This is a genomic window from Pseudomonas sp. PS02290 (assembly GCF_029960075.1).
Lineage (GTDB): Bacteria > Pseudomonadota > Gammaproteobacteria > Pseudomonadales > Pseudomonadaceae > Aquipseudomonas.
The window spans coordinates 1-13,558 of the sequence record NZ_JASCOY010000116.1 but is presented as its reverse complement, the minus strand read 5'-3'; the positions used below and the strand labels follow the sequence as shown (position 1 = coordinate 13,558).

The 13,558-nt window shown below is 61.9% G+C and carries 9 protein-coding genes; 4 read left to right on the top strand and 5 right to left on the bottom strand.

All coding sequences use genetic code 11. The features are described 5' to 3' along the window. Positions 1 to 128 precede the first annotated feature (128 nt). Positions 129 to 1,058 carry a LysR family transcriptional regulator gene (locus tag QMX88_RS26305; RefSeq protein ID WP_282373187.1) on the bottom strand — a complete coding sequence of 310 codons (930 nt, stop codon included), beginning with the start codon at positions 1,056 to 1,058 and terminating at the stop codon, positions 129 to 131. Between the two features lie 126 nt (positions 1,059 to 1,184). Between QMX88_RS26305 and QMX88_RS26300 the strand changes: the two genes are divergently transcribed. Beyond that, a complete protein-coding gene (locus QMX88_RS26300; RefSeq protein ID WP_282373189.1) occupies positions 1,185 to 2,180 on the top strand; it encodes an aldo/keto reductase in 996 nt (331 codons plus the stop codon). A gap of 123 nt (positions 2,181 to 2,303) precedes the next feature. Here the strand turns inward: QMX88_RS26300 and QMX88_RS26295 are convergent, their stop codons facing one another. From QMX88_RS26295 to QMX88_RS26285, 3 genes are all read right to left on the bottom strand, one after another. Then, a complete protein-coding gene (locus QMX88_RS26295; protein WP_442969499.1) occupies positions 2,304 to 5,966 on the bottom strand; it encodes a translocation/assembly module TamB domain-containing protein in 3,663 nt (1,220 codons plus the stop codon). A 32-nt stretch (positions 5,967 to 5,998) separates the two neighbouring features. Next, a complete protein-coding gene (locus tag QMX88_RS26290; protein ID WP_282373186.1) occupies positions 5,999 to 7,729 on the bottom strand; it encodes an autotransporter assembly complex protein TamA in 1,731 nt (576 codons plus the stop codon). 66 nt (positions 7,730 to 7,795) lie between these two features. Next, the gene (locus QMX88_RS26285) at positions 7,796 to 8,446 is read right to left on the bottom strand and encodes a GNAT family N-acetyltransferase (protein ID WP_282373185.1); all 651 of its coding nucleotides are present in this window, start codon (positions 8,444 to 8,446) and stop codon (positions 7,796 to 7,798) included. Positions 8,447 to 8,667: 221 nt separating this feature from the next. Here QMX88_RS26285 and xthA point away from each other — a divergent pair, with 221 nt between their 5' ends. Together xthA and QMX88_RS26275 are read left to right on the top strand one after the other, a co-directional pair. Next, the gene (gene xthA / locus QMX88_RS26280) at positions 8,668 to 9,480 is read left to right on the top strand and encodes an exodeoxyribonuclease III (protein ID WP_192173906.1); all 813 of its coding nucleotides are present in this window, start codon (positions 8,668 to 8,670) and stop codon (positions 9,478 to 9,480) included. A 140-nt stretch (positions 9,481 to 9,620) separates the two neighbouring features. Continuing rightward, positions 9,621 to 10,973 carry a phosphate ABC transporter substrate-binding/OmpA family protein gene (locus tag QMX88_RS26275; protein WP_282373184.1) on the top strand — a complete coding sequence of 451 codons (1,353 nt, stop codon included), beginning with the start codon at positions 9,621 to 9,623 and terminating at the stop codon, positions 10,971 to 10,973. A 62-nt stretch (positions 10,974 to 11,035) separates the two neighbouring features. On the opposite strand, the gene QMX88_RS26270 is transcribed toward QMX88_RS26275, so the two are convergent. Further along, positions 11,036 to 12,268, bottom strand: a complete 1,233-nt coding sequence (locus tag QMX88_RS26270) for an acyl-CoA dehydrogenase (protein ID WP_282373183.1) — start codon at positions 12,266 to 12,268, stop codon at positions 11,036 to 11,038. 157 nt (positions 12,269 to 12,425) lie between these two features. On the opposite strand from QMX88_RS26270, the gene QMX88_RS26265 reads away from it, so the two are divergent. After that, positions 12,426 to 13,373: a LysR family transcriptional regulator gene (locus QMX88_RS26265; protein ID WP_133775085.1), complete on the top strand. Its 948-nt coding sequence runs from the start codon at positions 12,426 to 12,428 to the stop codon at positions 13,371 to 13,373. Positions 13,374 to 13,558: the final 185 nt, after the last annotated feature.

The window sequence follows — 13,558 nt, the reverse complement described above, 5'->3', positions numbered from 1 at the left end:
CTGAGCTGTACCGGGGAGCCTCTACGAGTCACTTGTGGCATGAGCTGAGTCCTTGTTTGAGTGGCATGCGAAGGCGGAAGTTAACCATGAAAAACCGCGGCAACCTACCGCCAGAAACGATTTTGTTGTCAGGAAACGCGGTGCATTACCGGTTTGTCCATCAGCCCCGGACGCGAGCACACGTCCACCACCCAGTCGACGAATACCCTCACCCGCCGTGAGGTCTGCCGGTGTGCCGGATACAGCGCGGTCAAAGGCAATAGTGGTTGTTCGACATCGCCCAGCACTTCGATCAGCTCGCCACGACGCAATAATTCGGCAACATGGTAATACGGCGTCTGCACCAGACCGTAACCCGCGCTGCACGCGGCGAGGTAGCCATCGGCGCTGTTGGTCGCCAGGGCTTTGGGCAGGTCCGGCGCCAGGGTCCGGCCGTCGATGACGAACTCCAGCCCGTAGCGCTTGTTGGTGGTCGAAGAAAAGTATTCGATGATCTGGTGATGCTGCAGATCGGCCAGTGATTGCGGCGTGCCCCTTCGCTGCAGATAGCCCGGACTGGCGCACACCACCTGGCGCATCTGAGCGAGCGGCCGGGCCACCAGTGAATGATCGAGGGGCTGCCCGCCACGGATCACGCAATCGTAGCCCTCCCTGATCAAATCCACCGGGCGATCGTTCATGCCTACTTCCATTTCCAGCCGGGGGTAACGTTCGGTGAACTCCGGCAACAGCGGCATGATAATCAGCCGACCGATGCCAGACGGCATGTCGACGCGCAGCACCCCTTCCGGGTCTTTGGCCACCGAGGAGAACACCGATTCGGCGGCTTCCAGCGCGTTCAGTACATTCACGCAGCGTTGGTAATAGGCCTGACCGTCCGGCGTTGGCGTCACCGGTCGCGTGGTGCGCATCAACAATTGCACGCCCAGTTCAGCCTCCAGTTGCTTGATCAGAATGGTCACCGAGGCGCGCGGCATGTGCAGGCTGTCGGCGGCTTTGGCGAAACCGCCCAGCTCGACGATGCGCGTGAAGGCTCGCATCGCATTGAATTTATCCATAACTCGTCACATGTCCGCTGAGGGATTGTTTAGAAATAACCAATAGTGAAACCACTTTTAGCCGGTTTATCCCGACGCTGTCGAGGCGCAAGAATGGCGGTCCTCTTGATCGACAAGGCATTCATCATGCAAACGCGTCAACTTGGCAAAAATGGACCACAGGTCTCGGCCCTGGGTTTGGGCTGCATGGGCATGACCGACTTTTACACCACAGGCGGCAATCCCGATGAAGCGATCGCCACCCTTCACCGGGCGCTTGAGATGGGCGTCACCCTGCTCGACACCGCCGACATGTACGGCCCCCACACCAACGAAGAACTGTTGGGCAAAGCGCTGGCGGGCAAGCGGGATCAGGCGTTCATCGCCAGCAAGTTCGGCATCGTGCGTACACCGGGCGACGCCGGCGCGCGCGGGGTCAATGGCAGTCCCGAGTACATCCGCGCCGCGATCGATGGCACGTTGCAGCGGCTGAAAATCGACACCCTGGATCTGTATTACCAGCACCGCATCGATCCGGGCGTGGCAATCGAAGAGTCCGTTGGCGCCATGGCTGAGCTGGTCAAGGCCGGCAAGGTGCGCTTTCTCGGCTTGAGCGAAGCGTCGGCCAGCACCCTCGAACGCGCTCACAAGGTTCACCCCATTGCCGCCTTGCAGACCGAATACTCCCTGTGGAGCCGCGATCCGGAAGAAAACGGCGTACTGGATACCTGTCGCCGTCTGGGTATCGCGTTTGTTCCGTACAGCCCGTTGGGACGAGGCTTTCTGACGGGCGCCCTGAAAAGCCCGGACGACTTCGCCGCCGATGACTACCGCCGCAGCAGCCCTAGGTTTCAGGGCGAAAACTTCGCCAAAAACCTGCTACTGGTGCAGAAGGTCGAGCAACTGGCGGCAGAAAAAGGCATCACTGCCGGCCAGCTGGCGTTGGCCTGGGTGCTCGCCCAGGGCAATGACGTGATTCCGATTCCCGGCACCAAGCAGCGCAAATACCTGGAGGAGAACGTCGGCGCGTTGGACGTGTCCCTCAGCCCAGCGGAGTTGCAGGGGCTGAAAGACTTGTTCCCGGTTAACGCTGTGGCGGGTGGTCGTTATCCGGATGCGGCGATGAAGCTGGTCAACGGCTGAAGCCGGTTACTCGACAGCCGCTTAAGTCGCGGCGGTTGCGTGACTCCTCAAAACCGGCTTGCTAGCGGAGCACTCTCCCCCGCGAGCAAGCCGGCTTCGTCGAAGGCGTTCGCCCTCGTCTGATCAAAAATCCCGCTTGTAGAAGATATCCAGCGAACTCGCCACACCACCCGCGACCTCCAGGTACACCTTCTTGCTGAGCAGATAGCGCAAGGTCAACGTATTGGCCGGTTCAAACACCCCCACGCCATACCGCAGGCTGAGCTTGTCGGTGATCTTGCCGCTGGCGACCACCGCCGTCTTGTCGCCGCTGCCGGAGGTGTCCAGGTCGAAATCCTGAATCCCCAGCCCGGACGCCAGCTTGCCCGCCGTCGAGGAACCGCCGGCCAGGCCCAATGCCAGCGCCGCCTGGGCGACCATGTTGCTGTCCTCACCGTTGGTGCTCAGCGGACGGCCCAGCACCAGATAGGACAGCGCTTGCTCCTGGCTCATGGCCGGTTCCGAGAACACCGTGGTGGTCGGTTGCTCGGCGCTGCCGCTCAGTCGAATGCCGGCGATCACGTCGTCGGTCTGGCGGATGGCCTCGATGTCCAGATACGGCTGATCCACGGGCCCTGCGAACAACAGGCGTGCCTTGCGAATGGTCAGGCGCTGGCCGTAGGCCCGGTAGCGGCCATCGTTGAGGTTCAACTCGCCGCGGGTGTCCATGTTGTCGCCGATGTGCACGTGCCCGACGAGATTGGCGGTCAGGCCGAAGCCGGTGAAACTCAGGGTTTCCTGCCCCACTTCGACGTTCACGTCCATGGCGATGGCGATGGCGAGCGGGGTTTTGCCCTGTTGGGTCTGCTGGCCGACGATCACCGTGTCATCGGAGACTTTCACGGTCGAGGGCGGTAGCTGCCGCACGGTGATCTCGCCTTTCGGAATCAGGACTTTTCCCGACACCGCCAGCCGGTCGCCCTGCAGAGTAATCTTCAGGTCCGGCGCCGCTTCCAGCTTGGCGTAGGGCTCAACAGTAATCGGCAGGTGGGTGCCTTTCACCGCAACGTCGACATCTAGCGCATCGGCCCAGGCCACATGCCCGCCAATACTGCCCTGACCCGCCGCGCCGCTGCTCCATTTGCCGGTCAAATCCACACGTTCGCCGGCAATCAGGGCTTGAACGTTGAGTTTTTCAAAGCTCACAGGCACTTCCGGCCCCGACACCTCACCGTCGGTGAGCGCCACGTTGCCGTTGATCTGCGGCGCCATCAGGCTGCCCGAAATCCGGCCGCTGCCGTTGAGCTTGCCGTTGAGTTTCTCAATCATCGGGACGAAAGGCCGGCCCACTGAAATATCCAGGCCGCTAAGGGTGAAGTCGCCGGTCACTGATTTGTTTTTGGCGATTGGATCGATGCTCAGTCGGGCCAGCAGTTCGCCGAGCTTGCCGCCACGAAAATCGAGGCTGGTGTCGACTTTCTTCGGGGTCAGGCTGCTGGTCAGCTTCAGCGTGTCGTAGGGGAAGTCCAGCCACTGATTCTTGTCCTTGACCCGCAGCGTCCCGCCGCTGGCGTCGATTACCACCTGGCCATTGGGGCCGGCAGCGGGAACGTCCAGCTGGATGTCGGCATTGAGCGCGCCCTTCCACGCAAAATCCTTGGGCAGCCACTGCGCCAGGCTTTCCAGCGGGAAGCGCTTGAGGTGATAGCGCAGGCGCGGCTCCGGCATCAGACGCTGATCTTCGCCGCACAGACTCGCAGGCCCCGAGACCCAGCAATGGGCACCGAAGTTGACCTTGCCGTCGGCCAGACGCTCCAGTTTGGCCGGCTGTTGCAGCTTCCAGTCCTGCCCGCCGCTCTGGATGTCACCGCTGGCCAGACGCCCGCGCCAGTTGCCTTTGTCCAGGTTGCCGTCCAGCGCGAGGGCCAGTTTGAGCAACGGTCCCTGTAGGTCGAGTTTCACCTGCTGACGCTTGATGTCGCCCTGACCGTTGACAGTTAAAGCGCCCAATGCGGTATCGCCGGCTTGAATGCCGGATGTCTTCAGATCAAGGGTTGCGCGCTGGGCGTTGTCGAGCTTGGCCGCCAACGTAAGGGCTTGCAGCTTGTTCGCCTCAAAGGCCAGTTGAGTGCCCTGCAACGCCAATTGCCCCTGGGGCGCCTGCACGGTGCCGGCGACATCAAGGCGGCCTTTCATCTGCCCTTGTAGCCCGGGCCACAGTTGACCCAGCCGCGGGAGGTTGATGTCCAGCTGTGCGGCGATTTTCTGCTGCAGGCTGCCCGTGCCCTGAATCCGGTTATCGCCCAGGCGGATGTCCAGGGCGTTGAGATTCCATTTATTGTCGGCCCCATCGGCCTTGGCTTGCAGGACCGCAGGTTGGCCGCGCAGACGCCCTTTCAGATCCAGGTCGGCATTCAGGTTCAATTGCTCGTTACGCAACGACCCTTTGCTGCGCAGCGGACCTGCCAGGGCGCCCGGCAACTCCGCGACCCAATAAGCGGGATCGATGGCGCTGAGATCCAGCGCCGTGTCCCAGGCGATGCCGTCGGCAAATTGCAGGTTCAGGTGACCGCTGGCCTTGCCCTGCCCGGCTGCCAGTTCAAGCTGGGGCAGAAAGATCTGCTGCAGATCGCCGCTGAACGGGCTTTCCAGAGTGAAGGGACCGGCCGGCCCTTTGAAGTCCCCAGCGAAATGGCCGAGGTATTTGCCGTCGGTGTAGGACACTTCGCCGGTGAACGTATGCACGCTGACCTGCGGCTCTTCGATCAGTGGGTACAGGCGATGCCAGGGGAAATCGAGCCAGTCGATTTTCGCGTCGGCGCGCAGGCCCTGCTGCCAATCCAGCGTGCCGCTGGCCTTGAGGCGCTGATTGTCACTGGCGGTCAGTTCCAGCGCCGCAATGTCCGCGCCCTTGGCGTCGACACGCCCTTGTAGCGCCAGTGCCACCGGGCCTTTTTCAGCGGGAAGGCTGGCATTGCCGGTGATGGCGTAGCCCTGGGCAAGGTCGCCCTTGGCGTTGAGAACCAACTGATTGAGCTGCAACGTTTCCGGCAAATCGGCAGCGGGTTTGAACGTGTCGCTGGTGATGGCAATGGTTGCCGGCAGGTTTTCCACCAACGGCTGCAGCTCACCGATCAGATGAGCGTCGATATACCCCTTGCTCTGCGCATTCAGCGTCAACGTATTGAGCAGATCGCCCTGAATGCTCAGCGCCAGTGACAACGGCTGACCGCTGACATCCGGCAGCTTCAATTGCCCTTCGGCGGTCAGCGGCCAGTCGCCCTCGGGTTTGAGCAGCCCCGACAGGTCGAGGGCGATGTCATCACGACCGGCGTGCAGCGAATCGATCTTCAACCCTTCGGCAGTCCAGTGCGCCGCCAGTTGCACGTCGCGAACCTGTTCGGTGCCGTCCAGGTGCAGACTGCCGATCTGCACGCGACCCAGCTGCAGGGCCAGCGGCAGCTTGAGATCCGGCAGTTTGATGGGGGCGCTGCTGGCTTCGTCGCTCGAAGGCGGAAATTGCAGCCTGATGTCGCCCGTCTGCAGGTTGTCGATGCACAGCGTCATGCGCGCCAGGCACGCCGGTGACCAGTCGAACACCGGCGCGTCAATGTCGACTGTGCTCTGGCCTTGCTGCCAGATCAGGTGATCCGCCTGCCATGCGCCGCCCAGACGACCGGAAAACCCTTCGGCCGACAGGCCCGGCACCAGACCGAGCGCCCAACGACTGCCGCTTTGGGTGCCGAGAAGGAGAGTCATCGTCAGCACCACGAGGATGACTAACGACAGCAGCGTAATCGCTGTGATTGCGACGGTGCGTTTCAACAAATCCCTATTCGTCACAGTTCAGGTCCCATCGAGAAGTGCAGACGAATACCGCCGTCTTCATCCAGTGCGTGGGCGAGGTCCAGGCGCAGCGGCCCGACCGGGGACACCCAGCGCACACCAATGCCTACGCCTGTCTTGAGGCTCGGCAGGTCCAGGGTATTAAACGAGTTGCCCTGATCGACGAACGCCGCCACTCGCCACTTTTCGGCGATGGAGTACTGGTACTCGGCGCTGCCGGCGATCATGTAGCGGCCGCCGATCTTGTCGCCGTCGGAGTTTTCCGGGGACAGCGATTGGTAGTCATAACCGCGCACGCTCTGATCGCCACCGGCAAAGAAACGCAGCGAAGGCGGGATCGATTTGTAGCCATTGGTGGCACTGCCGCCGACCTGCACCCGCCCGAGAAAGCGGTGGTTCTGCGCCACGGTGGTCAGCCCTTTGAGCATGACCGTGCCGTGCAAGAGGTTGGCGTCCGAGCCCAGTCCTTCCTTGGCGACCTGAGTATCGAACTGCAGCCGGTAGCCATTGTGCGGGTCGATGCGGTTATCGCTGCGCAGGTATGAATAGCTGACGCCGGGCATGAGCAAGGTGCTGAGGCCTTCATCGTTGCCCAGCCGGTATTCTTCGCGCTGCCATTTCAGCGAGACCACCCGCTCCCAGCCGCTGGGCAATTTGCTGTGCCACTCGGGGCCGACGGTCAAGAGTTTGCTGAGACTGTCTGTGTCGGCGATTTCTTCATATTGGTAGCCGCCGGCGAAACGCAGTTTGTCGGTCAGGGGCGGGTCCAGCGGGATGTCGTAGAACAGGCCGACATTCTGCCGTGGCGCAGAGATTTCGGCTTCAGCGCCATAGCTGTGACCCTGGGGATTGACCCAGTGGCGCGTCCAGTTGGCTTTTACCCGAGGGCCAACGTCGGTCGAATAGCCGACGCCCAGTCCCATGGTCCGCGGCTTGCGGGTCTGGAGCTGGACGTCCACCGGAATGACCTGAGCCTGGGCGTCGGTGGGCGATGCGTTGACCCGCACCCCTTCGAAATAGCCGCTCGACTGCATGGCCTGATTGAGTTCGGCGATCAGTTCGGAGTCGTAAGGCGTGTCTTGTTTGAACGGCACCATACGCCGCAGCAGGTCTTCATCGAACGGCGCGTCGCCGCTGAAGGTGACTTTGCCAAGGGAGAAACGCGGCCCGCTGTCGTAGACCAGTTCAATGTCGGCGACACCGGCACGGGGGTCAACGGACAGGCGCTGGGTCACGAACCGGCCATTGAAGAAGCCGTAGCGCGCGGCCTGGGTTTCGATCAGGTGTTTGGCGTCCTCGTAGACACCATGGTTGAGCACAGCGCCGGGTTTCAGGGCGTCGCCTTTGGGCACCCGGAAGCTTTTCAGCTGGGTGGCCTGCCCGGTCACGCGGATGGACACATTGCGCAGGTGGACGGGCTCACCCGCCTCGACCTTCAGCAGCAGTTGCAGGTTGTTGTCGACATGGCGGACTTCGCTGTCAATCTGCGCCTGATAATAGCCAAGGGCCTGAGCGGCCTTCTGCGCCTGCTCGACGGCCCCCACGCTGAAACGTTCGAGGGCTGGCTCGTCGCGCTCGCCGAGGCTGCCTACATACCCTTCGATGTTGGATTTGAGCGCGGCATTGGACGGCTTGATCCGGACCTCCAGCTGCGCATCGGCGAATGCCGCGCAGCTGGACAACATCAAGAGAAAGCCACTGGTGTATCGATGGGGAAACTTCATAGGCGCGAATGCTACACGAGCGACGCGGGCTGCTGGAACCCGCTCAAATGGGGAAGCTTGCGTAGCTCAAGCCACAGAGCCCAATGAAACCTGGGGGTTTGGGCGGAAAAATATGCGTTCTCGGACGGGTCCTACTTCCACTTCGCCGATTTCTTGATAACCGTGTCGATCGTAAAAATCCAGATAATGGCCATTTCCCGTGTCGAGGACGATCCCTTCCGAGTTTTTGTCCTGCCCACACCAGTCATGCAACGCCAGAAGCAACTGCTCACCATAATGCTTGCCCTGAAAATCAGGATGGACGCCGAGCAGCGGCAGCACATGAACCGCTTCCGACGGCGCACAGGCCAGCACGTCATGGTAATACTCCAGGTAGCGCTGGGTCCCGCGCAGGCCGGTGCTTATCAACATGCGAATCCGCCAGGCCCAGCTTTCGGTGATGCCCAGTCGCCGCTGGGGAGGCGCAATCAGCGCAACGCCCACCAGACGGTCCGCGACGAACAGCCCCAACGCCGGCAAGTCCTGAAGAAAGTGCTGTTTGACCAACGCACGGATGGTCGCCTTGACCCGGTGGTCATAGCCGGAGCGGCCGGATTCGAACAGGTACGCGAAACTCGGCTCCTGACGGTAAGCGAGGTACAGCAACGTGCGGGTTTCGCGGGAATAGCCGCTGTCGAGCTGACGGATCTGCGCCGTTGCGCCAGGCAGTTCAGGCATGGTGTTCGTCCTTTTGATGAGCCCCGGGGCGGTCGCTCGGGTGGCTGTCTTCAAGGCTTCGAGTCGCCGCCCGCAAGCGCAGTTCCCACGACTTGGCCGTCGTTCAGAAATGCACGCCCCCCGGTTCCAATGCAGCCGAGCGAACCGGGCGCTGGCCGTCACCGGGCAGGTCGGCTAGCATCGCCGTTTGTATTTGCAAGGAGCTGCCAGGAGCGCCGCCCATGAAACTTGTGTCTTTTAATATCAACGGCCTTCGCGCCCGACCGCATCAACTGGCGGCGTTGATCGAGAAACATCAGCCCGACGTCATTGGCTTGCAGGAAACCAAGGTCTCCGACGAGCAATTCCCCCAGGCCGATATCGAAGCGCTGGGCTACCACGTGCATTTCCACGGGCAGAAAGGTCATTACGGCGTCGCCCTGCTCTCGCGTCAGCCGCCGCTGTCAATTCATAAGGGCTTCGACAACGACGACGAAGACGCCCAGCGCCGCTTCATCTGGGGCACATTCGCCGATCGCAACGGTAATCCGGTGACAGTCATGAACGGCTATTTCCCACAGGGCGAAAGCCGTGATCACCCGACCAAATTCCCGGCGAAGCTGCGCTTCTACGCAGATCTGCAGAACTTGCTGGAAACGAAATTCAGCAATGACCAGCCGCTGGTGGTGATGGGCGACGTCAACATCTCTCCGGAAGACAGCGACATCGGCATCGGCGCCGACAACGCCAAGCGCTGGCTGAAAACCGGCAAGTGCAGCTTCCTGCCGGAGGAGCGCGAGTGGCTCGCCAAACTCAAGAACTGGGGCCTGGTGGACAGCTTCCGCCACCTGTACCCGGAAGTGGTCGATCAATTCAGCTGGTTCGATTACCGCAGTCGCGGTTTTGAAGACGAGCCCAAGCGCGGCCTGCGCATCGACCTGATCCTCGCCTCCCACGGCCTGCAACCGCGCATTAAGGGAGCGGGCGTGGATTATCACTTGCGCTCCATGGACAAGCCGTCCGACCACGCGCCGATCTGGCTTGAGCTGGAATAACCGAATCATTAAATGATGAGCCGCATGGCGCCCTGCCTGCGGCTTGCTCCTCCAACGCGCACCAAGCGGCGATCTGTCATCTGGCCGTCATCCGCCTGTCTTATTCTCCGGCCACCTCAGCTCATATAAAGATGCCGCACATGCTGCGCACTCGCGTTTTCCTTGTCCTCTCTTCACTCCTTGCCGCCGCCCTCTCGGTCAGCGCTGGCGCGGCTACGCTTCCGGCGCCGACTGACGGCTCGCCCGCCTTGCGCATTCAGGGCTCGAATACGATTGGCGCGCAGCTAGGGCCGGCGCTGGTCAAAGGCTTGCTCGCGCAGCAAGGCGCGCAATCGATACAGGAACAACCGGGCGCGCGCCCTAACGAACTGCGCATTACCGCCCAATTGCCCTCGGGCCAGAACGTCAGCATCGACATTGCTGCCCATGGATCGAGCACCGGGTTTGCAGCGCTGAAGGACGGGTTGGCCGATGTGGCGGCATCCTCAAGACCGATCAAGAACAATGAGGCTATCGAGCTGGCGGCCCTGGGCGATCTGCGCAGTCATGAGGCCGAGCAGGTGATCGCCATCGACGGCGTGGCAGTGATTCTTCACCCCGGCAACCCGCTGCGGGAGCTGAGCACGGCGGAACTGGCGAAAATCTTTTCCGGCGAGATCCGCGACTGGGAGCAACTGGGTGGCCCGGCCGGGGCTATCCATTTATACGCACGGGATCAACAGTCCGGCACGTTCGACACCTTCAACGAGTTGGTGCTGGCCAAGTCCGCCAGGACGCTGTCGAAGGAGGCCAGGCGCTTCGAGTCCAGTGAGGAACTGTCCGACCAGGTCAGTCAGGACCGTCAGGGCATCGGCTTCATCGGCCTGCCCTATATTCGCCAGGCAAAGGCCGTGGCGATCATCGACGGTGAGTCAAAACCGATGCTGCCCACGGTCAGTTTGATTGCCACCGAAGACTACCCGCTGTCGCGCCGTCTGTATTTCTACCTGCCGCCCGACTCGAGGCAGCGCTGGGCCAAGGCGCTGGTGCGGTTCGCCCAGAGTCCCCAGGGCCAGTCTATCGTCGCGCAGAACGGGTTTGTGGCGCAGACGGTTCAGGCGGTGAAAGTGCGGGCGACGGCACAGATGCCGCTGGAGTATCAGAATATGGCGCGGGAGGCCGAGCGGCTGTCGGTGAATTTCCGTTTCGCCCAGGGCAGCGCGACGCTGGACACCAAGGCGATGCTCGATCTGAAGCGCGTGGTCGAGTACCTGAAGGCCCATGACAAGCTGGATCAGAAGGTGACGCTGGCGGGATTTGGCGATGCCAAGAGCGATCCGGCGCGGGCGCAATTGCTGTCAAAACTGCGCGCCATGGCGGTGCGCCGGGAGCTGCTGAAACATCAGGTGGTGCTGCGTGACGTGCGCGGGTTTGGCGACGAAATGCCGGTGGCGGCCAATGATGGCGATGAAGGCCGGATCAAGAACCGCCGGGTCGAGGTTTGGGTGGAGTGAGGCGGCTCAGCCGCCCGCATCCGTGCCAGCAACCTACGGGTTGCTGGTGACGCCGTGGTTGATCACCGATGCTCGCCGCGCATCATCTCCTTCGGCACATACTTGCCGATCTCAAACTTCCCAATGGCCGCGCGGTGCACTTCGTCCGGGCCGTCGGCCAGGCGCAGGGTGCGCTGCATGGCGTACATATAGGCCAACGGGAAATCGCCGGACACCCCCGCGCCCCCGTGCATCTGAATTGCCCGGTCGATCACCCGCAGGGCGACGTTTGGGGCGACCACCTTGATTTGCGCGATCTCGCTTTTTGCCACCTTGTTCCCCACGGTGTCCATCATGTACGCGGCCTTCAGGGTCAGCAGGCGCGCCATGTCGATTTCCATGCGCGAGTCGGCGATCTTGTCGATGTTGCCACCCAGTCGCGCCAATGGCCGTCCAAACGCGGTGCGCTGAACCGAGCGTTTGCACATCAATTCCAGCGCGCGCTCCGCCATGCCGACCGAACGCATGCAGTGGTGAATCCTGCCCGGGCCCAGACGACCCTGGGCGATTTCGAACCCGCGTCCTTCACCCAGCAGGACGTTTTCGTACGGCACGCGTACATTTTCAAACAGCACTTCGGCGTGACCGTGGGGTGCATCGTCGTAGCCGAACACCGGCAGCGGCCGGACGATCTTCACCCCCGCCGCGTCAGTCGGCACCAGAATCATCGAATGCTGCTGGTGACGCGGGCCGTCCGGGTTGCTCAGGCCCATGAAGACCATGATCTTGCAGCGCGGGTCACAGGCGCCGGAGGTCCACCACTTGCGTCCGTTGATGACCCACTCATCGCCATCGCGTACGGCGGTCGCAGCCATGTTGGTGGCATCCGAAGAGGCCACGTCGGGTTCGGTCATCGCAAACGCCGAGCGAATCTCCCCGCGCAGCAAGGGTTCCAGCCAGCGCTCCTTTTGCGCGTCATTGGCATAGCGCACCAGCACTTCCATATTGCCGGTGTCCGGCGCGGAACAGTTGAACGGCTCCGGGCCCAGCAGCGAGCGGCCCATGATCTCTGCCAGCGGCGCGTACTCGAGGTTCGACAGCCCTGCCCCCAGTTCGGATTCCGGCAGGAACAGGTTCCACAGCCCCTCGGCTTTTGCCTTCGCCTTGAGCTCCTCCATGATCGCCGTCGGCTGCCAGCGATCGCCTTCGGCCACTTGACGCTCGAATACCGGCTCGGCCGGGTACACGTAAGTGTCCATGAAGGCGGTCACGCGCTCGCGTAGTGCCTGAACCTTGGGGGAGTAAGCGAAATCCATGGGGCTGCTGCCTTCTGTGAGGTGTTGTCAGGTCGTGATCCGATGCTAGAACAGCGCCCCCCATTTATCTAACCTATTCTCGGCGTGTATAAACATTCATAACCGATATATGATTCGGCGCATTCCAAACAACAAGAACTGCACGAGGCGCACAGCAATGAACCTGAGCAAGGTCGATCTCAATCTCTTTATTGTGTTTGACGCCATCTACACCGAAGCCAACCTGACCCGCGCCGGCCAGATCGTCGGCATCACCCAGCCTGCCGTGTCCAATGCCCTGTCGCGCCTTCGCGAAACCTTCAACGATCCGCTGTTCGTGCGCACGGCGCAGGGCATGGTGCCCACGCCCATGGCGCAGAACATCATCGGCCCGGTGCGCAATGCCCTGTCATTGCTGCGGGTGTCGGTGCAGGAGAGCCGGATCTTCAATCCGCTGCAGGCCAACAAGAACTACCGCATCAGCATGACCGACCTCACCGAGGCGGTGATCCTGCCCGCGCTGTTCCAGCGGCTGCGGCGTCTGGCGCCGGCCGTGACCATTGAAAGCTTTCTGTCCAAGCGCCGGGAAACGACCAAGGAACTCGCGGCCGGCCGGCTGGACTTCGCGGTGGACGCGCCGTTGAACACCGACCCGCAGGTGCGCCACGTCAAGCTGATGGAAGACCACTACGTGTGCGCCATGCGCCGCGGCCATCCGCTGGCGAACAAGGACGCCATCAGCCTGGATGACTACCTTGGCGTTGCGCACATTCATATTTCCAGCCGACGCAGTGGCTTGGGCTATGTGGATCTCGCGCTGGGGAAAATGGGCATTCAGCGCAAGGTCGCGTTGCGTTCGCAGCATTACCTGATGGCCTCGCAAGTGCTGCAGCAGACCGACATGGTCATGACCGTTCCCGAGCGCTTCGCCCGGCGCAATGACCTGCATTTCGTGTATCTGCCGGTGAACGACGTGCCAACCGTGGAGACGCACCTGTACTGGCACGAAAGCACCGACCAGGACCCGGCGAACCGCTGGATGCGAGAGCAGATTATCGAGCTTTGCCAGTTGGTGACCGCGCAGGAGCGCAAGCTGGGCAAGACCCTAGAAGCAGCGGTGAAGTAGACCTTTGGGTTCGAGCCACTAGCAACGGGTGCACGCGGTCTTTCAGTGGGACCGGCTTTAGCCGGGAAGAGGCCCGTATGAACACCATCAATTTCAGGTGTGACTGCCGACGCCTTCCCGGCTAAAGCCGGTCCCACAATTTGGTGTTCCAGCCAGTAGCAACGGGTGCACGCGGTCTTTAGTGG